The 22,278-nt window shown below is 71.6% G+C and carries 21 protein-coding genes and 1 pseudogene; 6 read left to right on the top strand and 16 right to left on the bottom strand.

Translation table 11 applies throughout. The features are described 5' to 3' along the window. Nucleotides 1-70: 70 nt before the first annotated feature. On the bottom strand, nt 71-829 hold the full coding sequence (locus OG272_RS21825) for a GPP34 family phosphoprotein (RefSeq protein ID WP_033531862.1): 759 nt from the start codon (nt 827-829) through the stop codon (nt 71-73). Nucleotides 830-1,101: 272 nt separating this feature from the next. Here OG272_RS21825 and OG272_RS21820 point away from each other — a divergent pair, with 272 nt between their 5' ends. After that, nucleotides 1,102-3,732, top strand: coding sequence for a D-alanyl-D-alanine carboxypeptidase (locus OG272_RS21820; protein ID WP_405894558.1), 2,631 nt, complete (start codon nt 1,102-1,104; stop codon nt 3,730-3,732). Between the two features lie 307 nt (nt 3,733-4,039). On the opposite strand, the gene OG272_RS21815 is transcribed toward OG272_RS21820, so the two are convergent. The 4 genes and pseudogenes from OG272_RS21815 to OG272_RS21800 form a co-directional block, all read right to left on the bottom strand. Next, on the bottom strand, nt 4,040-5,722 hold the full coding sequence (locus OG272_RS21815; RefSeq protein WP_328224702.1) for a hypothetical protein: 1,683 nt from the start codon (nt 5,720-5,722) through the stop codon (nt 4,040-4,042). Nucleotides 5,723-6,035: 313 nt separating this feature from the next. Then, nucleotides 6,036-6,911 carry a MerR family transcriptional regulator gene (locus OG272_RS21810; protein ID WP_328223339.1) on the bottom strand — a complete coding sequence of 292 codons (876 nt, stop codon included), beginning with the start codon at nt 6,909-6,911 and terminating at the stop codon, nt 6,036-6,038. Nucleotides 6,912-7,081: 170 nt separating this feature from the next. Beyond that, nucleotides 7,082-7,588, bottom strand: a complete 507-nt coding sequence (locus OG272_RS21805; RefSeq protein ID WP_327729202.1) for a glutathione peroxidase — start codon at nt 7,586-7,588, stop codon at nt 7,082-7,084. A gap of 206 nt (nt 7,589-7,794) precedes the next feature. After that, nucleotides 7,795-8,760 (bottom strand): annotated as a pseudogene (locus OG272_RS21800) (helix-turn-helix domain-containing protein); the annotation flags it as partial. A 106-nt stretch (nt 8,761-8,866) separates the two neighbouring features. Between OG272_RS21800 and OG272_RS21795 the strand changes: the two are divergent. After that, a complete protein-coding gene (locus OG272_RS21795; protein WP_328223338.1) occupies nt 8,867-10,063 on the top strand; it encodes an MFS transporter in 1,197 nt (398 codons plus the stop codon). A gap of 47 nt (nt 10,064-10,110) precedes the next feature. On the opposite strand, the gene OG272_RS21790 is transcribed toward OG272_RS21795, so the two are convergent. From OG272_RS21790 to OG272_RS21765, 6 genes are all read right to left on the bottom strand, one after another. Beyond that, nucleotides 10,111-10,449, bottom strand: coding sequence for a type II toxin-antitoxin system PemK/MazF family toxin (locus OG272_RS21790; RefSeq protein ID WP_327729205.1), 339 nt, complete (start codon nt 10,447-10,449; stop codon nt 10,111-10,113). Continuing rightward, the gene (locus OG272_RS21785) at nt 10,443-10,808 is read right to left on the bottom strand and encodes a hypothetical protein (protein ID WP_327729206.1); all 366 of its coding nucleotides are present in this window, start codon (nt 10,806-10,808) and stop codon (nt 10,443-10,445) included. Before OG272_RS21785 ends, OG272_RS21790 begins: the two co-directional genes overlap by 7 nt. Nucleotides 10,809-10,899: 91 nt before the next feature. Continuing rightward, the gene (locus OG272_RS21780; RefSeq protein WP_405894555.1) at nt 10,900-11,802 is read right to left on the bottom strand and encodes a hypothetical protein; all 903 of its coding nucleotides are present in this window, start codon (nt 11,800-11,802) and stop codon (nt 10,900-10,902) included. Nucleotides 11,803-12,083: 281 nt separating this feature from the next. Continuing rightward, nucleotides 12,084-12,305 carry a DUF397 domain-containing protein gene (locus tag OG272_RS21775; protein ID WP_327729208.1) on the bottom strand — a complete coding sequence of 74 codons (222 nt, stop codon included), beginning with the start codon at nt 12,303-12,305 and terminating at the stop codon, nt 12,084-12,086. A 52-nt stretch (nt 12,306-12,357) separates the two neighbouring features. Further along, complete coding sequence (locus OG272_RS21770; protein WP_405894553.1) at nt 12,358-12,492, bottom strand: DUF397 domain-containing protein; 135 nt, start codon at nt 12,490-12,492, stop codon at nt 12,358-12,360. Further along, a complete protein-coding gene (locus tag OG272_RS21765; protein ID WP_405894551.1) occupies nt 12,452-13,369 on the bottom strand; it encodes a Scr1 family TA system antitoxin-like transcriptional regulator in 918 nt (305 codons plus the stop codon). The genes OG272_RS21770 and OG272_RS21765 overlap by 41 nt, the downstream gene beginning before the upstream one ends. A gap of 176 nt (nt 13,370-13,545) precedes the next feature. Here OG272_RS21765 and OG272_RS21760 point away from each other — a divergent pair, with 176 nt between their 5' ends. From OG272_RS21760 to OG272_RS21745, 4 genes are all read left to right on the top strand, one after another. Continuing rightward, nucleotides 13,546-13,992 (top strand): ATP-binding protein, encoded by a 447-nt coding sequence (locus OG272_RS21760; RefSeq protein ID WP_405894549.1) that lies wholly within the window; start codon nt 13,546-13,548, stop codon nt 13,990-13,992. Between the two features lie 425 nt (nt 13,993-14,417). Beyond that, entirely contained in the window at nt 14,418-14,693 is a 276-nt protein-coding gene (locus tag OG272_RS21755) for a hypothetical protein (RefSeq protein WP_327729211.1), read from the top strand. Further along, the gene (locus OG272_RS21750; RefSeq protein ID WP_405894548.1) at nt 14,690-15,646 is read left to right on the top strand and encodes a sigma factor-like helix-turn-helix DNA-binding protein; all 957 of its coding nucleotides are present in this window, start codon (nt 14,690-14,692) and stop codon (nt 15,644-15,646) included. The genes OG272_RS21755 and OG272_RS21750 overlap by 4 nt, the downstream gene beginning before the upstream one ends. Continuing rightward, nucleotides 15,643-16,452: a hypothetical protein gene (locus OG272_RS21745; RefSeq protein WP_327729213.1), complete on the top strand. Its 810-nt coding sequence runs from the start codon at nt 15,643-15,645 to the stop codon at nt 16,450-16,452. The genes OG272_RS21750 and OG272_RS21745 overlap by 4 nt, the downstream gene beginning before the upstream one ends. A gap of 24 nt (nt 16,453-16,476) precedes the next feature. Here the strand turns inward: OG272_RS21745 and OG272_RS21740 are convergent, their stop codons facing one another. The 5 genes from OG272_RS21740 to OG272_RS21720 all read right to left on the bottom strand — a co-directional run bounded on the left by OG272_RS21740 (nt 16,477) and on the right by OG272_RS21720 (nt 22,264). Continuing rightward, the gene (locus OG272_RS21740; RefSeq protein WP_405894547.1) at nt 16,477-17,562 is read right to left on the bottom strand and encodes an alpha/beta hydrolase family protein; all 1,086 of its coding nucleotides are present in this window, start codon (nt 17,560-17,562) and stop codon (nt 16,477-16,479) included. 162 nt (nt 17,563-17,724) lie between these two features. After that, on the bottom strand, nt 17,725-19,914 hold the full coding sequence (locus OG272_RS21735) for an ArnT family glycosyltransferase (RefSeq protein WP_405894546.1): 2,190 nt from the start codon (nt 19,912-19,914) through the stop codon (nt 17,725-17,727). After that, nucleotides 19,911-20,837, bottom strand: a complete 927-nt coding sequence (locus OG272_RS21730; protein ID WP_327729217.1) for a glycosyltransferase — start codon at nt 20,835-20,837, stop codon at nt 19,911-19,913. The genes OG272_RS21735 and OG272_RS21730 overlap by 4 nt, the downstream gene beginning before the upstream one ends. A gap of 139 nt (nt 20,838-20,976) precedes the next feature. Continuing rightward, nucleotides 20,977-21,267 carry a zinc-ribbon domain-containing protein gene (locus OG272_RS21725; RefSeq protein ID WP_327732219.1) on the bottom strand — a complete coding sequence of 97 codons (291 nt, stop codon included), beginning with the start codon at nt 21,265-21,267 and terminating at the stop codon, nt 20,977-20,979. A gap of 316 nt (nt 21,268-21,583) precedes the next feature. After that, nucleotides 21,584-22,264, bottom strand: coding sequence for a MerR family transcriptional regulator (locus OG272_RS21720; RefSeq protein ID WP_326582098.1), 681 nt, complete (start codon nt 22,262-22,264; stop codon nt 21,584-21,586). Nucleotides 22,265-22,278 lie beyond the last annotated feature (14 nt).

The raw sequence follows: 22,278 nt of genomic DNA, 5'->3' as shown, positions 1-22,278 counted from the left end.
ACCCGCGGCTCTGGGGTCCGGCGCCCACGCGCACCTCGGTGCTCAGCGTGTGCTTGTCAGCGCATGCCTCTCAGTGCGCCACGACGCGGGCCATCGAGCCGCGGCGTGGCTGCATCGGAACGCCGCGCGCGGGCTCCGGTGCGGGTGGCCTGGCGCCGGGGGCGGCCTGACGGCCGGTCGGTGCCGGGCTGCGACGCGGCTGTGCGGCCACGCCGTTCTGCACGTCCATGACGGCGTGGGCCACCAGGCCACCCATGGGGTCGTGCCGGATCAGGTCCCGCAGCCGGGAGCGGGACGAGCGTCCCTCGTTCCCCGGATACAGGTGCTTGCCGAGGCCGACCGCGTGCGCCAGGGCGGCGAGCGCCGCGGTCCGCGGGTCCGGCGGGACGCCGGTGCGGATCGCGGAGTCCAACCGGGCTCGGATCTCCCGGCTGATCTCGGTCTGACTCGCCTGGTAGCGAGTCGTCGGCAGCACTCCGCACATCTGGCCCGCCACGGCATGCACCATGCCGCACCGCTCCAGATGCGAGAGGTAGGTCTGGCGAAGCCCGAGACGCGGCCCGCCAATCCAGTGGATCGCACGTACCGGAGCGCCACGCCTTCGCAGCAACTCCAACGCGCAGTCCAAAGTCGGATCTCCAGTCGGCCGTGGGGACACCACGGCGATACGATCCCCGTCTGGGGCTATCCGTCCGGCCAGCGCCAGCTCCACTAGCTGCGCTCCGGCCAGACCAAGGTCGAGCGACTGCGGCTGTGCGGTGGTACCCGTGGCCGGGTCCAGCGCCAGTAGCAGAAGCTCCTCCGGAAGTGTTCTGCGGCTCATGCCCATCCATGCCTCCCCGCGTGGATGAATGACAGGGTGACCCCTCTCACATTCATCTGTCGAGAGTGCGTGACCGAAATGTAGTGGAACCAGTAGGTATGTCGTTCTCGTCTACCGCAGGGGTTAAGCCCGCACACAGGACACTGGTACATGGTTCGGACAGCGGCGCGGCGCGGCGGCGCCCGCGGTGACTAGTGTCCGGGCGGCGGGTTTTCACGGATTCACGGTTCGGTTGGGCGCGCGCTCCTAGGACGGGCGGCGCGCGGGAGGAGGCATCGGTGGCGGGCACGTCCCCCGACAGGTCGAAGCGGTACGAGTCGTCGACGGAGTCGACGCCGGGGAACGAACCACCGATCCCGGCCCCCGGTCCCGCCAAGCCATCTCCCGACCCTCGCCTCGCGATGTCCCGGGAAGCCGCCCCGAAGGTCGACCAGGCGACGGCGGTCTTCTCCCGCCGGGCGCTGCTGGAGGCCGCGGAGGCGCAGGGCCTGACCCTGGACGACCCCGAGACGGGCACGGACTCCGGCACGGCGAAGCCCGCGGTGCGCGAGAGCGGCGCGACGGGGACCGCCGGGGCGGGGACCGCCGGGGCGGGGACCGCCGGGGCGGGGACCACCGAGGCGGGGACCACCGGGGCGGAGGTCGACGCTCCGGTGGCCGACGATCCGGAAACCGGCCGGGCGGCCGCGGCTGACGCCGAGGGCGCGGAAGAGGCTGATTCGGGCGCCGAGGACTCGGGTGACGCCGGGTCGGACGTCGGGGACTCGGACGGCTCCGGCGCAGATGCCGTTTCCGGGGGCGGTGAGGGGGCGGACGAGCCTGCGGAACGCTCGGACGATGACGCGGACGCCGCCACCGAGGCGCGGGCCGACACGGCCGAGGACGAGCGCGCCGACAGCGAGCCCGCAGCCGAGGCCGGCACCGGTGAGGCCGGCACCCGTGAGGCCGACACCCGTGAGGCGGGCGCGAGCTCCGAAGCGGACGCCGACGCGCCCGAGTCCGACGACGCGCCCGAGTTGGACGACGCGCCCGAGTTGGACGACGAGCCCGAGTCCGAGTCCGCCGATCGCGCGGCAGACTCCGCTCCGGCGAAGAGTGACGCGGCGGACTCCGTCCCTGAGTCCACCCCGAAGGTCGATCAGCCGACCGCGATCTTCCGGGCTCCCCGGCCACCCGCCGTGGATCAGCCCACCACCATGCTCAAGCTGGGCGGTGGCGCCGCCAAGGCCGCCGAGCCCGTCGAGGACGACAAGCCCGGCAGGCCCGACAGGGCAGACAAGGCGGACAAGGCCGACAGGGCGGAGAAGGCCGACAGGGCGGAGAAGGCCGACGCCGAGTCCGGGCGTGCCGGAGCTGCCAAGGGCACCGAGGGCGCGGCGAGGAGCGACGGCGCCGAGGCCGTACCCCCCGCCGAACGCACCAGCAAATTCGTCGCGTTGAAGCCGCTGGACGAGCCCGCCGCGCCCAGGCCCCCGGCGGCGGCGCCCGACGCACCCAAGCACCCGGCGGTACCCGACGCACCCAAGCACCCGGCGGTACCCGACGCCCCCGCCATCAGCCCGGCGGAGGCGACGCGGACCATCCCGCAGGTGGGTCCGGAGCGGACGACGCAGCAGCCGTTGCCGCCGAAGCCGCCGCTGGACCTGCTGGCGGAGCTGACGAACACGCCGCCCCCGCGCCAGACCCCCGTGCGGACGATCATCCGCCGGGTCAAGATCTGGACGCCCCTGGCCATCCTGCTGGTGATTGTGTTTGCTGTCGCACAGTCATTCCGTCCGCTCCCCGCCCCCGCGCTCGCCCTGACCGCAGACGAGTCGTACGCGTTCAAGGGCGACAAGGTCGACCTGCCGTGGCCCGCCGAGGGCCAGGGCTGGATGGACGTCAACGGCATCGGCACGATGGACAGCTTCGGCGAGCAGAAGCCCGTGGCCATCGGCTCCGTCGCCAAGGCGATGACCGCGTACGTCATCCTCAAGGAACACCCGATGAAGCCCGGCGCGAAGGGCGCGACCATCCCCGTCGACGCGAAGGCGGAGACCGAGGGCGGCTACGACAAGGACGGCGAGTCCACGCTCAACACCGTCAAGGAGGGCGACACGCTCTCCCAGTACGACGCGATCGCGGCCATCATGATTCCTTCCGCGAACAACATCGCGCGGCTGCTGGCCCGTTGGGACAGCAACGGTTCCGAGGAGGCGTTCGTCAAGAAGATGAACGCCGCCGCCAAGGACCTCGGGATGAAGAACACGAAGTACACCGACCCGTCCGGTCTGAAGGAGACGACCGTCTCCACCGCCGAGGACCAGGTCAAGCTCGGCAACGAGCTGGTGAAGATGAAGGCCCTCACCGACATCACCAGGCTGCCCTCCTGGAAGGACCCCTCGGGCCAGCCCTGGAGCAACTACAACCGGCTCGTCCCGTACAACAACGCCATCGGCATCAAGACCGGCTCCACCACGGCCGCCGGCGGCAACCTGCTCTTCGCGGGCACGCAGGAGGTCGGCGGCGAGACGGCGATCGTCGTCGGTGCGATCCTCGGCCAGCACACCCCGCCGATCATCGACACCGTCAACGCGGTCAGCAAGACCGCGATGCTCGCCGCGCAGGAGGCGCTGACCTCCGACACGATCCTGAAGAAGGGCGACGTCGTCGGATACGTGGACGACGGGCTCGGCGGACAGGCCCCGGTCGTGGCCACCAAGAACGTCTCGGCGGTCGGCTGGGCCGGCAAGACCGTCAAGCTCGAACTCGACGCGGGCTCGACCATCCCGCACGAGGCGAAGTCGGGCACCGAGGTCGGCTCACTGATCATCGGCGACGGCTCCGGCGAAGGCGTGGAAGTCCCGGTCGCCCTCCGGGACGACCTCACCGAACCCGGCTTCACCTCGAAGCTGACCCGCGTGAGCTGACCCGACCGAGCCGACCACCCAGCGACCACCGGCCTCCGGGACTCCGGGCCCCCGGGACGGCTCGCACAGGCGCTGAGGCGCCCCTTCCGACCCGACGGACGGAGGGGGCGCTTCCGCGTGGAGGGCGCTTCCGCGTGGAGGAGATGCTTCCGCGTGGAGGTGCTTCGGCGCAGAGAGCACTTCCGTGCGGATGGACTGTTTCGACGCAACCCCGCGAGTTCGGTTTGCCGCCGGACCCGGGCGCGCCGGCCAGCAGGGTGAACGACCCGCGCCGGGGCGGCCCCTCACCGCGCGGCGCGCACCCGCGTCACTCGTCCTCCCCGTCGCCCTGCTCCGCCTTCTCGTCCGCTTCCTTCTCGCACTCCAGGGCCGTCGTCCGGGACGGCCCGCCGTACTGGGAGCTGATCCGTACGTCCCCCGGCTCGTGCACCGTGAGGCGGGTGAACTCGGTGAGCTCGCCGTCGGACTCGCGGTCGGCGGTGAGGCAGCCGTTGTCGGCCCAGAGCCAGGGGGAGTAGGCGACGCGGACGGTGATCTCGCCGGCCTTCGGCATGTGGACGACGAGGTTGGCGCCGTCGGCGCTGACGACGGAGGCCGGCTTGTCGACCAGCGGGGTCGCGTTCTTCACCCGGTAGATCTTCCAGTTGGCGTCCTGCCAGACGGGCTCCAGATAGTCCGGCCCGCTCGTCACCAGCGCGTGTTCGAGCTCGGCGGGCCCGTCCGGCTCGCCGTTGACGAGGACGACGAAGCCGACGGCCCACTGCGAGAGCCAGGCCCTGTACGCGGCCGGTGTGAAGGCCCCCTCGGGCACCTCGGTCCCGCCGTGGCCCTCGTAGAAGAGCCGGCCGCGCTCGACGTCGGCCTGCCGGTTCCAGCCGCGCGCCATGTTGATGTACGGCGCGAGGATGGCGGCCTCGCGGTGGTCGCGGGCCGGTACCACCTCGACGCGGGTCTTCCAGGCGCCGAGCCGCTTCAGCTCGTTCACCACGCCGTCGGTCTTCACCGCCCACTCGGGCACCTTGGTGTTGGTGACGATGTCGGCGGTCGTCTTGCCGGTCAGCCAGGTCACCGAGAGCACCAGGGCCACCGCGCCGGCGATCCGCCGCCGCCGGGGCGTGAACCAGGACAGCGGCAGCCGGGAGTCGTCCGTGCGCGCCTCGCCCCGGTAGAGGCAGATCGCCAGGGCCGCCGCCGGGCCCGCCAGTTCCAGGAGGCGTTCGACGTTGGTGCCGATGGGGGTGGGGATCAGATAGCAGAGGACCACGCCGAGCGCGTAGATCGCGGCGCTCAGGCGGAGCACCCGCCAGGCGCTCGGCGCGACCAGTACGACCACCGCGCACAGCACGACCGGCGGCCAGATCCGGCTGAAGGCCATGGGCTGCTCGCCCTCGAAGGGGAACAGCAGCGTGGTCACGGCGACGACCGCCACCGGTGGCACGAGCAGCGCCGCCGCCCGGCCCCACTCCCGGCACAGCAGATACGCGGCGCCGACCACGAGGAGGAACAGCCCGGAGACGGGGCTCCCCAACGTGGACAGCGTCGCGCACACCGCCGCGACGGTGAGATGGCGCCCGCCGCGCCCGCTCAGCACCGCCAGCAGGGCACCCAACGCGAAGGCCGTGCCCAGCATGAACGTGGAGCGCCCCGACACCACCTGGCACCACAGCGAGAACGTCGCCGCCAGCGCGACCGGCACCGGCGCGCGTACACCCGTACGAGTGACGACCGCACCGGCCAGCCAGGAGGCCGAGAGCCCCGACACCAGCGTGACGGGGACGACGCCGCACGCCGCCATCAGATATGGGGAGAGCACGCTGTAGTTCGCCGCGTGCAGGCCCCCGTACCAGAACAGGTTGACCGCGGAGTCCGGGTACATCTTCGCGAACTCCGCCCACGCCACCTGGGCCGCCAGATCGCCGCCGCCGGTGGCGAAGACCGCCCACCACACGAAGTACAGCGGCAGGGCGCACAGGGCGGCCGTGAGGGGCACCCGGTGGCGTTCCCGCCACGGCTCGCGCGGCGGCGACGGTTTGTCGGCGCGCGAGACCGGTCGTCGTGGGGTCAGGTCGGCAAAGGCCACTGCGGCTCTTCCGTTCCGTTCGACTCGTGCGGGCGGGTGCGGGTCTTCACAGGCGTCTTCCCGGACGTCTTCCCGGACGTCATCCGTCGTTCTCCCTGTGGTGAGGCAGACGCTGTTGAGGTAGACGCTAATCACTCGCTGACAGTTGGCCGACAGGACGTGTGCGATCCGCTGCGGCCGTAGGGAAACCCCTACGGCCGCAGCGGTCACGGCTGTGTCAGGGTCAGGATGCGACCGGGAACGCCACGTCGCACACCGGGTCCTCGGGGCCCGCCGCGTCCCAGTCCGCGAAGTAGATCTCACGGCACGGGCCGGTGACCTCCAGACCGTGCCCGGCGATCCACCGCTCGACCGCCTCGAAGGCCGCGAGGATCTGCGGATGGGCCACCTGGGCCTTGCTGATCCGGGTGTACGCGAACCGTCCCGCCGGCTCCACGCGCACCTTCGTCTCCCAGGCCCGCCCGTGCTCGGCCGCCCACGCCCGGGCGGCGCCCTCGTCCGCCACCGGCACACACGACTCGGCGGGCCCGTCGCTCTCCATGGACACCTCGGAGTGGTACACGACGAACGGCGCGCCGGTGGACCCGCCGCAGGCCGCCGCCCCCTCCTCCAGCCGCCCCAGCGACGCCCCGATCCACGCCGGCAACTCGTCCGCGAGCGTGTGCCGCGACTGGGTCAGCAGCACCTGCGGGGCCGTGTCGACCGTTTCGACCGTGAATGTTCCGTACGTCTCGTCCATCCCGGACTCCCTTCCCGACAACCGTCCACGGAGGTAGGCGACAAGGGTCCGCTGGGACGCGAACCGTTCCTCGGCCCCGGCCCAGTACGCGGCGAGCCGGCCGGCGGCCCGCGCGCCGTCCAGCTCGACGACGTCCACGATCTCGGCGATCCGCGCGAGAGGCATGTCGAGCTGCCGCAGCAGGGCCACCAGACGGGCACGTTCGATCTGGTCGGCCCGGTAGTACCGGTAGCCGTTCACCTCGTCGACGTACGCCGGCGTGAGCAGCCCCAGCCGGTCGTACAGCCGCAGCGCCTTCGCCGACAGCCGCGCGCGGGCGGCGAAGGCACCGATGGTGAGCAGGTCGTCCAGATCGTCCATGTGCACTGGGTCATCCTCCGTCGCCGGGCGCCTTCCGCCCGGCGAGAGGGACGGTGCCCCTTGCCCCAGGGGCAAGGTCAACGGCGTACGGCCCGGAGGCCCGGAGGCCCGGAGGCCCGGAGGCCCGGGGGTCCGGAGGTCCGGAGGGGCCGAAGGGGTGGGAGGGAGGGTCAGCCGATGGCCTTCTCCACGGCGGCGACCAGCTCCGCCGACTCGGGCTCGGTCTGCGGCGAGAAGCGGGCGACGACCGAGCCGTCGCGGCCGATCAGGAACTTCTCGAAGTTCCAGCGGATGTCACCGGTGTGCCCCTCGGCGTCCGCGTGGTCCACCAGCCGCTCGTACAGCGCGTGCCGGCCCTCCCCGTTGACCTCGACCTTCTCGGTCATCGGGAAGGTCACGCCGTACGTCGCCGAGCAGAACTCCGCGATCTCGTCGGCCGAACCCGGCTCCTGTCCGAGGAACTGGTTGCACGGCACGCCGAGCACGGTGAAGCCCTGCGCCGCGTAGCGCGCCTGGAGGGCTTCGAGGCCCGTGTACTGCGGGGTGAGGCCGCACTTGGAGGCCACGTTCACGACGAGGACGGCCTGCCCGGCGTACTGCGCGAGGTCCGCGGAGCCGCCCTTCAGGGCGTCGATCTGTACGTCCAGGACAGAGGGGGTGGTGTTGTCTGTAGTCATAAACGGATGCTATCTCCGGAAGGGTTTTCGCCCCCGCCGCCCCTACCCGTCCCATCCCTGGGGGGCTGCGCCCCCAGACCCCCCTTGTCGGCCTGGGCTTCGTCCTGGGCCTGGGCTTCGTCCTGGGCCTGGGCCTCGTCCTGGGCCTCGGCCTCGTCCTGGGGCTCGTCCTCGTCCTGGGCCTCGTCCTCGAACGCCGGACGGGGTGAAGGGGCGGCCCGCACCAGCACCTCCCCCTCCGCCGTCCGCGCGTACAGGACCGACCGGCCGGCCCGTCCGCGCCGGACCAGCCCGGCGTCCAGCAGCACCCTCAGGTGGCGGCCCACGGAGCCGAGCCCCTGTCCGGTCACCGCGCACAGCTGGGTCGTGCTCATGGGGGAGTCGAGGAGGACGAGGACGCGGGCGCGGGCCGCGCCGAGGAGCGGTCCGAGGGCGGCGGGTACGGCGGCGGTGCCGCTTCCGTCGGCGAGGACGCCCGAGCACGGATAGACGACGGCGTAGCGCTCCCGTTCCTCCCACGCCACCCACCCCGTGCGCTGGGGCGTGATCGGCACGAAGACCAGCCGCGCCCCGGAGATCTCGCGCGGCGGGTACTCGTGCGGATTGACCTGGAGCCGGTTCTCGCCGAGCCACCGCATCCCCGGCCGCATCGCGTCCAGCACGGCCGCCCAGCCGCCCTGCCCCAACCGCGCGGTCCGGGCGAGCACATCGGCCTCCAGCACGCGCCGGCGCCGCTCCCAGTACGGCCGTACGGTCTCCTCCCACACGTACGTCAGGAGGTCGGCCGCGCGGTCGGGCAGGTCGTCCCGGCGCAGGGCGGCGGGCAGGGGGCCGCGCAGGGAGAGGGCGAGGTGGGCGCGGGCGGCGACGGGGTCGGCGCCCCGGACGCGGGCGACCTCGACGGCGAAGGTCTCGTCCTCGCGCGGCGTGGGCGTCAGGAAGTCGGCGATCCACTCCCTGCCCAGGCCTGAGCGGATCAGCAGCGCGGTGACGGGGTTCCGGGCCAACTCGGCCCGGTACGCGGGCAGATGGGCCGTCAGCCAGGCCCGCTCCCCGGGGTGCGTGCCGGTCCCCGCGTGCAGCATCTTCAGGCTCGCGAACGTCTCGGCGAGCGGCGAGACGACGAACCGGCTCCCGGCGAGGGTGTCGGCGTTGACCTGCCACCAGCCCACGGGGACACCTCCGGGTTCGCTGCGAGCCCGCCCCGGCTTCGGCGGAGCTTTCGCGTGTGCGCGAAACATTACGGCGGGCGGGCGACGGGCCCGAGGGTCATTTCCCATGCGCAGCTATCAAGACCTCTTCCGCACAAGGGAGTTCACCCCTCTCTTCCTGTCCTCCTCCCTCCAGGTGGCGGCCTCCACGATCGGCGGCCTGGCCCTCGGCACCTCCGTCTACGAGGCGACGGGCTCCCCGCTCCTGTCCGCCCTCAGCATGTTCGGCCCCTCGCTCGCCCAGGTGATCGGCGCGACGACCCTCCTCTCGGCGGCGGACCGGCTGCCGCCGAGGGCGACGATGACGGGCCTGGCCGTGGTCTTCGCGGCGGGTACGGGGGTGTTGGCGCTGTCCGGGTTGCCGCTGTGGGCGGTGTTCGCGGTGATCGCGGCCCAGGGCCTGGTCGCGTCCCTCGGCGGCGGAGTCCGCTGGGGCCTGCTGAACGAGATCCTCCCGAAGGACGGCTATCTGCTCGGCCGCTCGGTGTTCAACATGCTGCACGGGCTCACGCAGATCGCCGGCTACGCGACCGGCGGCGCCCTGGTGGCGCTCCTGTCCCCGGCGGTCACGCTGCTGGTGTCGGCGTCCCTCTACGCGGCGGCGGCCCTCTGCACCGCCCTGGGCCTGACCCGCCGCGCCGCGCGCGCCTCCGGCCGCCCGTCCGTCGCCGAGACCCGGCGCACGAACGCCCGCCTGTGGTCGTCGGCCCGGCGTCGCCGCCTCTACCTCGGCCTGTGGATCCCCAACGGCCTCGTCGTCGGCTGCGAGTCCCTGTTCGTCGCGTACGCCCCCGACCGCGCGGGCCTGCTCTTCGCCTGCGCGGCGCTCGGCATGCTGACAGGCGACGTGACGGTCGGCCGCCTCCTCCCACCCCGCGTACGGGACCGCCTCGCCACCCCTCTGCTCCTGCTCCTGCTCCTGGCCACCCCGTACCTGGTGTTCGCCCTCCACCCGCCGACCCCCGTCGCGGCGGCCTGCGCGGCCCTCGCCTCCGTCGGCTTCGGCGCGAGCCTGGTCCAGCAGCAGCGACTGCTCGCCCTGACCCCACCCGAACTCACCGGCCACGCCCTGGGGTTGCACTCGGCGGGCATGCTCACGTTGCAGGGGGTGAGCGCGGGCCTGGCGGGCGGGGTGGCCCAACTGACCTCGCCGGGTACGGCGATGTCGGTGATGGCGGGGGTGTCGGTGTCGGTGACGCTGGTGCTGTGGGTGGCGGGGCGAGATGAGAGGACAGGGCTCACGTCACCTGCGTGTGCGTCTTGATGGCCTGTTCGTAGCTGGAGTGATGCGCCATGGGTACAGTTACGCGGCTACACCAGCCCAAGGATGATGCGAACGCACTCTTCCACACGCCGCATCTCGCTCGGGTCCAGCAGGCCGAGACGCCGCCGAAGCCTTGGTTTGTCCACGGTGTGCAGGTCGGTGCAGTTCACGTACGACTCGTCGTACTTGGCCACCCCGCAGTCACGACCGATCGGAACGTGGGTGGAGGTGGGGCCACTCGTTCCGGTGATCACGGCGACCGTCAGCGCCGACAGCGGTTCGGCAATTCGGTTCACCGTGAGTACGACCACCGGATGCGGGCCGACGGGGCCGGGCAGGGCGCAACCCCACACCTCGCCCCTCAGAGCGGAGCCGATGTTCACCATTCGGTCTCGTCCGCTGCCGCCAGTTCGTCCGCCGTCGCGGGCAGAACGCCAGAGGGAGTCGGAGCCTGGGCGCCCTGATAGAAGTCGCGGATCTCCTGCGAGGCGGCAACCTCGGTCGCCTCGCGAGAGAGCAGTCGAAGCCCTTCGCGCAAGGCGTCGGAGAGCGAGTGCAGCTTGAGGGTCTGCATCACCTGTTGCAGATCCGCCAGCTCATCCGGGCGCAGCCGCACCTGGGCCACGCTCGTCGCACTGCTGGCGCCCTGTTGTTGGCGCGCCTGTGAGGTCGAGGCCGCGGCCGGTGTGCGCCTCCTGGTTGTGGCACCGGAGGCCCGGCTCTTCTTTTCGGACTTCGGAACCATTCCTACCTCCCTTCCCCTTGTGTATGACAAATGTCGTACAACCAGTGTCATCCTCGTGTCCAAGCTGGTCAAGGGCGAATGAGGCACTGGCTCAGCCAGCCGCCCGAAGCTGGTCATGGGACCGGCAGTCCCGGCAACGGCTCTCTCCGGCCGAGCGGAACCCCCGGTCGCAACCGTCGCAGTTCCGCATGCGCCCGACCGCCGGACGTACTACGGGTTCCGCGCGCTCCATGCTTCTGGCCGGTGCGGGCAGGGGTGTCTCCTTGAGCCGGTAGGCGAGGATGCCGGCCGGGCGGACCAGGAGGTCGGCCGGAAGTCTTGCGGTGAGGTGGTCCGTGATCTGTGTGGGCAGGAGGCCTGCCGCGAGCCACCGGGTGACGGCCGGGGCGAGGCGGGCGGCTTCCCGCACGGACAGGACGAGGCGGGGGTCGACCCGGCGCAGGGCCGCGAGTACGGCGATGGCCTGCGGGTCGGCGTCGGCGAGCGGGTTCGGTGTCTCCGCCTCGGCATGTACGGGCGCGGCCACGGTTTCCTCCACGGCCGCGGAAGCGGGCGTGACCGCCGCGGCGGCGGGCTGCTTACGGGGTCGGCGGGGCTTGGGCGGCTCCGGAGGCCCGTCCGGGTCCGGATCCAGGTCCGGACCGCCGCCGGGGACGTCGTAGAAGTACGTCCGGGTACGGACCTGCCCGGTGGGCGTTCGCTCGCGGCGGCGTTCCAGGTATCCGGCCGCTTCGAGTTCCCTGAGCGCCCGCGAGATCAGGATCTCGCCCTCGGTGAAGTGCTCGCACAGGGCGGCGATGGTCACGGGAGTGCCGGTGGGCAGGGAGAGGATGTAGACGGCCACGCCGACCGTGACCGCGCTGCCGCGCCGCTGGGCGAGGGCGTTGGAGATCACGGTGAAGTCGGCCGTGAGGCGGGTGCGTACGTGGATCACGCCGGAGGTCGGAGCTCCGGCGTCGGCGCGCAGGGGCGCGTTAGACTGCGGGTCAGCCATCGGGAAGCTACTACTTCCTGGTTGGTCAGGCCCTCGTTCGGGATTGCAGTCCCGACCGGGGGCCGTATCTGTTTGCGGTTGTCGCGGCGAACGTAACCGCCCGTATCCCGCGCCTGCAAGCCGGTCACTCGGACGGGTGACGTGGGCTTCGCGGCCGGGGAGGGTGGGTGGGCGGGTAGTTCTTTCCCCCGGTTCTTTGGGGAGGTCAGCGGCCCGCCGGACCCTCGTGGACAAGGGCCCGGTGAGCCCGGAAGACGGACGGCGGCCGGATCCCGGCCACCTCAGGGACGGTGGTGCCCGGCCTTCAACTCGCCTATGAAGGCGGTCCAGGTGGCGGTTTCGAAGCAGAGCGCCGGACCGTGCGGGATCTTGCTGTCACGGACGGGGACGACGGCGCCTCGGAACCGGTCGGCCACCTCCACGCAGTCGCCCCCGGCCTGATTGCTGTAGCTGCTCTTGTGCCAGGCGGCGCCGTTCAGATCGGGACGGGAGATTCGAGCCACGGTAGTTGCCCTCCATCGTGGACCGGATCACGCTGAGTGGCGGCGGACGGCCTCAAAGGCTGTGGTGCCCGGCCTTCAACTCGCCTATGAAGGCGGTCCAGGTGGCGGTGTCGAAGCACAGCGTCGGACCGTGCGGGGCTTTGCTGTCACGGACGGGGACGACGGCTCCTTGGAACTGGTCGGCCACCTCCACGCAGTCGCCCCCGGCCTGATTGCTGTAGCTGCTCTTGTGCCAGGCGGCGCCGTTCAGATCGGGACGGGAGATTCGAGCCACGGTAGTTGCCCTCCATCGTGGACCGGATCATGTCGAGTGACATGAGCGGGGGCAGGGCTGCCGCCCGCAGCCGATCGTAAATCACCTTGTAGCGACTGACGTTGGCTGGTTCCTCGATGAGTTGGCCGTAGTCCGAACCCTCTGTGTAGGTCGCCTCTGAGCCGTCCGGCAGGGTCAGGACTGTCAGCGAGCCGCCCATCGCCTCGTGCCCGCCTTGGTCGAACGGTAGTACCTGCACGGTGATGTGACGCTCCGCTGCAGCGTCAAGCAGTCGCGCCAACTGCTTCCGCATCACGGCATGGCCGCCGATCGGACGCCGCAGGACCGCCTCGTCCAGGATCACGCACAGCTCCGGCCGGTGGGGCGAACTCAGCCGTTCCTGCCGTCCCAGACGGGCAGTGACACGCTCCTCCAACTGCTCTTCGCCGTCCAGCAGAGCGTCCAGGCTGAGAACGGCCCGCGCATAGTCCTCCGTCTGTAACAGACCCGGCACCACATGAGCCGCGTACTGCCGGATGGCCACCGCCCGCTCCGAGTACTCCATGAACTTGCGCGACCAGTCCGGAAACGCCTCCCGGTACACGTACGGCCAGAGATCCACCAGCAAGTCGTCCGCGCCGAGGACCGCGTCCAGCGCACGCGCCAGCTCCAGCGTCGGCTTCGCTCCGGACGCCCGCTCGATCTGCGTGATCCGCGTGCTCACCACGTGCGTTCTGTCGCCGAGTTCGGCCTGGGTCAGTCCGGCCGCCGTGCGGAGTCTGCGTACCCGTGCGCCGAACAGCGCCGCCATCGACGTACGCGGGTCAATTCCGTTGGCCAAAGCGTCACTTCCGTTCCTTACGGGCTGAAAAGTAAGGCTGTGTCACCTGTCGAGCGTAGGGCGATCGGACGACTCTTGAGCACGGAACGTGACGAATCGTGTACGTCACGGGATGTCTCAGCTCGACAGACAAGGACGGACCAGCCGTGCTGACAGGAACGACCGCCGTGGGAGACGAGTCCTCTGAACTCCCCTCGATCGCCGAGCAGTTCGTCTCCTCACCGCAAGGTGCGCAGCTCGCCCGACACTTCGCCGTCCGGCGTATGGCGGACTGGGGCTACCCGCCGGCGTCGGACGTGTCGTGCACGGTCGCCCTCGTCGTCGGCGAACTCGCGGCGAACGCCGTACGGCACGGCCGCGTCCCCGGACGCGACTTCGGCCTCCGGCTCGCTCTCGACGTCCCTGCGGGCCTGGTTCGTGTCGAGGTCGCGGACGCCGCCTCCGCGAAGCGGCCGCCCACCGCCCCGCCCTCGTCGTACGCCGAGGGTGAGTCCGGTCGAGGGCTGCTCCTGGTGGATGTCCTGGCCGTGCGCTGGGGGTCGGTGCCCCGTCGGCCCGGGGGCAAGACCGTATGGGCGGAGTGCGCCTTGTAAGCGCCTGGCGGCGGGGGTGCGGGGGCGTGGAGGCCAGTCGGAGGGCCGCTCCCGCCGCCCGGGTCGGGCAGGCGGGAGCGGTGTGCCCCTTCTCGATCGGCACGAGGGGCACGGCTTCCCGGACGGGAAGGTTCCGGCGCTCGGAGCGCCCGCGTGCCCATGATGCGACGTGCCGCCGGAAGGGACTCCCGGAGTACCGGGAACTTCGCCCCGAAAGCCTGTACTGCCTGATGTTTTGCGGTTGTTGCGCGCTAGGAGGCGGTACCGTGCGCGCTGTCGCGGGGCGGCCGCATTGTTCCGCGATTCACGGATGTCATGGCGCGAGGGTGAGCGGGCCCAGCATGCTGACGTCCGGCTCCTCGACGACGCGTCGGCACCGCAGAGGGGGGCCTCTCGGACGTACGTATGTGTCTCGGAAGGTACCGATGTCCAGAAGGCAAGTCTTATCCGTCATCGTGCTGTTGACGGTCCTCGGGTGGAGCGTGGTGCTCGTCGCCGTCGGTGAGACGGCCGCGGCCGCCGCCGCGGTCCCGGCGCTCGTACTGAGCGCGGAACAGGTCGTGACGTCGATGACGGGCACGACACGGGTGCCCGTGGCGAACGACGAACGAGTACGTGTGGCGGGCGACGGCGAGCGGCTGCGTGTGGCGGGCGACGGCGAGCGGCCGCGCGTACCGGGTGACGAGGAGTGCGTCGGGTGACCCCGCCGTCCCTGTCGAGGCGGCCCGGCGGCGGCGCGCCGACGGGCCGGCCGGGCCGGAAGCTGGGGCCGATAGCGGAGGGCGTGGGCAGGGCCCACCGGGCCTGGCTGGAGCCCCTGCGGATCCGGTTCCTGGCCAGCGGCCTGACGATCGGCGAGCTGAGCGACCGGTCGGGCTGGGCGAAGTCGAAGATCTCCGAACTGCTGCGCGGCACGGGCCGTTACCCGCGCTGGGAGATCACCTACGGCCTGCTGGACGTCCTCGACGTACCGACGTGGCCGATGCGGCGGCTGTGGATGGCCGCCGCGCTGGAGGCGCGGAAGAAGCCGGACTGGATAGACGGCTGCATCCAGAGCCGTCAGAACCCGCAGAGCCAGAACCCGCAGAGCCAGAACCCGCAGCGCGGGGCGGCCCTGTCGACCGGATCGGCGGTGCCCCCGCTGGAGCACCAGGCGTTCACCCAGCTCAACCGCGCCGCCTATCTCGCCTACGCCCGGCTCTTCGTGGGCGAGGCGGAGGCGCGCGAGGTGGTCACGGAGACGTTCGACGTGCTGTGGTTCCGCTGGGCCGAGGCGCTGGCCAGTTCCGACGTGGTGCCGTTCGCGTGGTCGGTGCTGCGCGGGAGCGTGATGGCCCGGGCCTGCCACACGGACGGCTGCCCCGAGCTCGCCCGCACCGCGTTCGACACGGTCGCCCTGAGCCTGGTGTCGACCCCCGCGGCGCGGTTCGCGCAGATCGAGGAGTCGATGTCCCTCTTCAAGGCCATCAGCAGGCTGCCCGCCCACCAGCTGGACGTCATGGTCCTCACGTACCTGCGGGGCATGGACCACGCGGCCGTGGCCGATGTCCTGGGCGTCCCGATCGCCTCGGTGCACACGGCCGACCGCTACGCCCGCAAGACGCTGAGCGCAGCTCTCCGACCCCAGAACGACCTGGGAGAGACCCCGGAATGATCCCCACCCCGATAACCCCGACGACTCCGATGGACGACCTCCTGGCCCGTGCCCTGCTCCGCGAAGAGCCGCACGTACCGCTGGACGTGGTCCCCGGCGCCCGCTGCCGGGACTCCTTGCTCCCGCTCGCCGGACGACACGACCGTACGAGCACGATGGCGGCCCGCGATCTGCGCACCCTGTGCGAGGCGGTCCTGGCCCACACCACCTCCGACTCCCTCCAGGGCTTCGTCACCGAGCATCTGCCGGAACCGCCGGGCGCCCGCGTCCTCGGCTGCATCCTCCAGCTCGCCGACGCCGAGGACAGTGCCCGCTCCTGGTGGCAGTACGCGGCCGGTGCCGGCGACGACCTCGCCTCGTACTGCCTCTACCTGCACCATCTGATCCTGGGCGACACGGCGGCGGCGGCGTGGTGGCGCGAGCAGACGAAGATCGCCACCCGCCCGGCCCCCGAACCCCTGATGGCCGTCCCCGACCCCGGTGTCCCCACCACCTACGACGCCAGTTTCCCCACCGTCCTCCGGGCCCTCACCCACCTCGACCGCACCACCCCACCCCGCCGAACCGAACTCGTCGACGCGGTCATGCACTACGTCCCCGGAGCCGTGGCCCTCGGCTACGTCGACAACCCCGACTTCGAACTCCCCCTGCCGGGGCCCGACTTCGCGGAACACATCAGCATCCTCCTGGCCGCCGCGTCGACCGCGGCCTCCTGGATCACACCCCCGCCCCTCCACTCCACCTCCCCCCGCCTGCCCCGCCGCCCCCGGGAGTCCTCCGGCTCCGAGCCGACGACGCACGGCTGAGGCACGGGCGACGCGTGGTGGGGGTCAGCGGAGGTGTGCGTCGAAGAAGGCCATGGTGCGGCGCATGGAGGTGGGCCACTGGGGACCGAAGGTGTGGCCCTCACCGGGGTACTTGATCAGCCGTACGTCCTTGCCGGCGGCCTCGAACTCGGCGGCGGCGCGTTCCGACCAGGCGAGCGGGCAGGTGTCGTCGGCTGTGCCGTGGTGGATGAGGAGGGGCTCGGTGACGCGGTCGACGTAGGTGAGGGGTGACGCTTCGCGCCAGAAGGTCGGGTTCGAGGCGGGGGTGCCGTGCGCGGCCTCGATCTCCGCGACGACCGGGTCGCCCTCGGGGCGCTGGAAGTGGTCGATGTTCTCGGCGGGGCGGGAGCTCACCGGGGCGAACGCCACGGCCGCGTCGAACAGGCCCGGGGCCACCACCAGCGTGTTGTAGACGACACCGCCCCCCATCGACCTGCCGAGCAGACCGATCCGGTCGCCGTCGATCTCCGGGCGGCCGGAGGCGCGCAGGGCCTTGGCCGCGCCGATGACGTCCTCGGTGTAGCCGAGGCGGAGGTTCACGTCGTTGTCGGGGTCGTCGTCGGAGCCCGCGTGGTCGCGGTAGTCGGTGTGCAGGACGACGTAGCCGTTGCGGGCCAGCAGATCCTGCTCCCGGGCCAGCCCGCGCCCGGTGGTGTAGACGGCCGGGTCGATGTACCCGTGCGCCAGCACCAGCGCCGGGAAGGGGCCCTCGCCCTCGGGGATGTTCATGATCCCCGAGATGGTCAGGCCGTCGGCCTCGTACGTCACCGCGTAGCGGGTGTACGCGGCGGTCCGGGCCAGTACCGCGCCGAGGCGGAGGTCGGAGCCCTCGTGCCGGCGGGCGATCAGGCCCGGGATCGAGACCGGGTTCACCGGCGTCGGCGTCGGCGTCGGGGTGGGGGACGCCTGCGTGCCGAGTGGATCGGGGCTCGTCGCCGAGGACCTGCTCGCGGTCGGTCGTGCCGTGGGGGCGGTGCTCCCGTCGTCCCCTGCGGCACAGCCGGCCAGGGCCACCAGCACCGATACCAGCCCGGCGGCGACACAGACCCTGACACGAACCCTGACACGGACCCGGCCTCGCAACCGCATGAGCTCAGTATCCCGCGTCGAGCACGAGACGGGCGGGCTGCCGGAGGGGGAGAGCAGGACGGGCGGGCTGCCGGAGGGGGGGAGAGCAGGACGGGCGGGCCGCCGGAGGGGGAGATCCGGTGGCCCGCCCGTCGAGAGCGGTCGGTCAGGAAGCGGTCGCCGTCAGCCCGCGTCGGACGCGTCCAGGCGGTACAGGCCGCTGTAGTCGCTCACGGCGCTGCCGTTCTCCTTGACCCACGTGGCGATCTCGGAGGCGGCGCTGCTGCTGCCGCCCTGGCCGCCGCCCTGGCCGCTGTCGCTGACGACGATGTAGTGGAGCTTGCCGGCCTTCACCAGTGCCTTGAGCTTGGCGAGGGTCATGGCCTCGTCGCTGCCGGACCAGCCGCCCATGGAGATCACGGGCTGACCCGACTCCAGGATGATCGAGGAGGCCGTCTGGTCGGTGGCCACCGCCACCAGCCAGGTCGCGCCGTCCTGGTTCTTCTTCAGGTACGTGATCATCTCGGAGGAGACCTGGGAGCCGCCCCCCATACCGCCGCCGCCCGTGCCGCCACCGTCTCCACCGGCCTGACTGCTGCTGGAGCCGCTGGAGCCGCTGGAGCCGCTGGAGCCGCTGGAGCCGCTGGAGCCGCTGGAGTTTCCGGTGCTGCTGGAGGTCGAACCGGAGTTGCTGGAACCCGAGTTGCCGGTTCCGCTGGGCGCGCTGCCGCTGGGTGCGTTGCCGGTCGGCGCGTCCCCGCTGGGCCGCTGCCCGCCGCCCATGCCGCCGCCACCGCCCATGCCACCCCCGGTGTTGGGGCCGGCCGTCGGGTTGGTGCCGCTGGAGCTCGCGGTGGTCGCCGCCGACACCGAGTACGCGGCGGGCCCGGCCAGCAGGGCGACGACCGCCGCGAGGGAGGCGAGCCCGACGAGCTTCCGGCGCCGCGTGAACCGTCCGACGAGGAGCCCGATCACGGCGACCGCGCCGGCGACACCGGCCACGACCTGGGCGACCGTGTAGACCGTCCCGGAGCCGGAGACCCGCTGGAGCAGCACGACCGCCCAGACCGCGCTCACCGCGACGGCCAGCGGCAGCACCCACCCCCACTGGGCGACGGACCTCTCCTTGAAGGCGCCGTACAGCATGACCCCGCCCGCCCCGGCCAGGGCCGCGATACCGGGGGCCATGGCGGTGACGTAGTACGGGTGGAACGTGCCCTCGGCGAGGGCGAAGGTCAGGTAGTGCAGGACGAACCAGCCGCCCCAGAGCAGGAGGGCGGCCCGCTTGGCGTCCGTGCGCGGGGCGCGGCCCCGCAGCACCAGACCGCCCACCAGGGTGATGAGCGCGAAGGGGATCAGCCAGGAGATCTGGCCGCCCATGATCTCGTTGAACATCCGGTAGACGCTCGCGTCGCCGCCGAAGCTGGCCCCGTTGCCCTGCGAGCCCACCGACGAGCCGGCACCGAAGATCCGGCCGAAGCCGTTGTAGCCGATGACCAGGTCCCAGACCGTGTTGTCGGTCGAGCCGCCGATGTACGGGCGGGAAGAGGCGGGGATGAGGTCCACGACCACCATCCACCAGGCGCTCGACACGATCAGCGCGACCGTGCCGACGGCCAGGTTGCGGATACGGCGGCCGAGCGAGGCGTTCGCCGCCCAGAGGTAGACCAGGAGGAAGACCGGCAGGACGACGTACGCCTGCATCATCTTCGTGTTGAAGGCGAAGCCGATCGCGACACCGGACCAGACCAGGGGCATCAGCCGGCCGGTGCGTACGGCCTTCATCAGCGTGGCGGCGCCGAGCAGCATCAGGAAGACGAGGACGGGGTCGGGGTTGGTGTCCCGGGTGATGGCGACCGTGATCGGCGTGAGGGTGAGCGCGAGCGCGGCGATCGTGCCCGCGACGGCCCCGAAGTCACGCTTGACCATCCGGTACAGCAGGGCCACCGAGCCCACGCCGACCGCGACCATCGGCAGCATGATCTGCCAGGTGCCGTAGCCGAACACCCGGGCCGACAGGCCCATCACCCACAGCGCGAACGGCGGCTTGTCGACGGTGATGAAGCTGCCCGCGTCCAGCGCGCCGAAGAAGAACGCCTTCCAGCTCTGCGTGCCGCTGTAGACGGCCGCGTTGTAGAACGTGTTGCCGGTGAGGGAGGACAGGTTCCAGGCGTACAGCGCCGTGGTCAGGACGAGGACCGCCCACAGGGCCGGGCGCGCCCAGCGCGGGTCCTCCGGCGCGCCGGTGAACATCCTGCGGGCCCGGGCGGCGAGACCGCCCCCGGCTCCGGCGGCTCCGGCGGGAGGAGCTTCGGCCCGATGCCTCGGGCCGCCGTCCCGCCCGGTGGTGGGCGGCGGGGCGAGGGTCGTCATGACGCGTACTCCATGTCCTTGAGGTTCCGCGGGAGTTGGGGGAGGGATGCGGCGGCGCTCCCGGTGGGGGATGCGGTTGTACGGGAAGCCGTACGGGGAGCCGCATCGGAAGTCGTACGGGCTCGGTGGGCGGCCGGAACCCATGAGCGTCGCGCCCGGCGTGGCACGTCGGCCACGAGGACCCGGCGGTCGACCGTCGCCCGGAGCATGCGGCCCATGCCCTTGAGGTCGTCGACGGCGGTACGGACGATGTCGACGCGGCTGTCGGGGTCGTCGACCCAGTCGACGGGGACCTCGTGGATGCGGAGCCCGTTGCGCTGGGCCAGCACGAGGAGTTCGGTGTCGAAGAACCAGGCGGTGTCCTCGATGTGCGGGGCGAGCGCGCGGAAGACGTCGGCGCGCACTGCCTTGAAGCCGCACTGCGCGTCGGAGAAACCGGCGGCGAGGCCAAGCCTCAGCAGCAGGTTGTAGGAGCGGGAGACGAACTCACGCCTGGGGCCGCGGACGACATCGGCCTGCCGGTGCAGCCGGCTGCCGACGGCGAGGTCGCTGTGGCCGGAGAGCAGGGGAGCGACCAGCGGCAGGAAGCCTTCGAGGCCGGTCGAGAGGTCGACGTCCATGTAGGCGACGACGTCCGCGGCGGACCGGCTCCACACGTGCTTGAGCGCGCGCCCCCGCCCCTTCTGGTCCAGATGGACGGCGTGGACGTGCGGGAGCCGGTCGGCCAGCGCGAGAGCCGCCTCCCAGGTGGCGTCCGTGCTCGCGTTGTCCGCGATCGTGATCCGGAACGGGAACGGGAAGGATGCTTCGAGGTACGCGTGGAGACGGCCGACACCGGCGGCGAGGCCGTGCGCCTCGTTGTACACCGGCACCACGATCTCGACCGAGCGCTGCCGGACGCCTCCCGCGTTCATTTCGTTCATGACAGCGACTGTCGAGGCCGCTTCTGGGGCGACGCTGAGCGAGTACTGAGGGAAGGATGAGAATCAGCGAACTCACAGCTTCCCCACAGGGGACCGGCTCAGGACGCACAGGGCCGAGGCGCGCCCACGGGTTCAGGATTCAGGACTGGTAAGGCTGCTGCTGCGGCTGTCCGTACTGCTGGCCGCCGTGACCACCCGCGCTCTGCGCCTGAAGGCGTTCGGCCTGCTCGGCGCTCACCTTCTGCTCCGCGCCGCAGAAGGTGCACTGCGTCTGGTACTTCGTCGAGATCGGGAACAGCGGCACGAAGAACAGCGTGAACTTCGTGACCCGCTGCCTGAGCGTGTGCGCGGCGGGGTTCCCGCACTGCCCGCACACCAGCGTCAGTATCGCGAGCTGGTAGAGGTATCCCTTGGTGCCGAAGATGATCACGATCTCGATCCTTCCCGGGGTGCTTGCCATCAAGTGTGCCCGTCCCGCACTTCTTCACATCGCCGCTGAAGATCGCTTCCCCGGAGTCGACGTCGGGGGAGACCTCGACCTCGACCTGGAGGAACGTTTCGACCTTGTCCTTTGCACGCCCACGGAACGGTGAGGGAGCGTCCGGCGAGGATACGCGTGTCTGGGAGCTTGTCGAGGCTCTCGTGACCGCCGTGACCGCCGTGACCGCCGTGACCGCCGTGACCGCCGTGACCGCCGTGGAGGTCGCGGCGGCTACGGTCATGGCGCACGGCGCACGGCGCACGGCTTACGGCGTGTCTGCGGAGGTGGCCGGTACCTCCCGCTCGGCGTCGGCGGTCCTGTCCTGCCCGAACAGCCTCGCCGACGCGTCCACGTGCGCGAGGCGGCGCAACGCGTTGAACACCGCCGCGCCGAGGACCGTGCCGACCACCACGCTTTCCACCCGGTCGTCGACCGCCACCCGTCGATCCACATAGTCCAGGTCGGCGCGGGCGACCAACTCGGCGGCGTCCGCGTAGTCGTCGAGCAGTTCCCAGAACCCCCCGTGTCCGACCCTCTCCATGGCGGCAAGCGCCCGGGCCAGGTCCCCGGCGGCCGGGTCCGACCCGTGCGCGCGCCAGCCGCGCCGCGCGATCAGCTCCGCGACGACGGCGCCCGCGGCCGCCGACTCCGCGTCGTCGTCACCGCTCTGGGCCGTGCCGAGGTGGTCCGCCGCCGCGCCGAGCACCTTGTGCACCGGGCGGGCCGGGTCGTCGACCGCGCCGAGGACTTCCGCGATCGCGGCCACCTTCAGGCCTCCCACATCGAGCAGCGCACGGATCAGCCGCAGCCGGCGTTCGTGCGTCTCGTCGTAGTTCGCCTGGTTGCGACTGGTCAGTTCGCCGGGCGGGAGGAGCCCTTCGCGGACGTAGTACTTGATCGTCGGCACCGGCACTCCGGTGCTGCGGCTCAACTCGCTGATGCGCACGGCCTGTTCACTCC

This window comes from Streptomyces sp. NBC_00104 (assembly GCF_045160825.1).
Classification (GTDB): Bacteria; Actinomycetota; Actinomycetes; order Streptomycetales; family Streptomycetaceae; genus Streptomyces.
The sequence above is the reverse complement of the archived record's forward strand: the minus strand, read 5'-3'. Positions and strand labels throughout refer to the sequence as shown.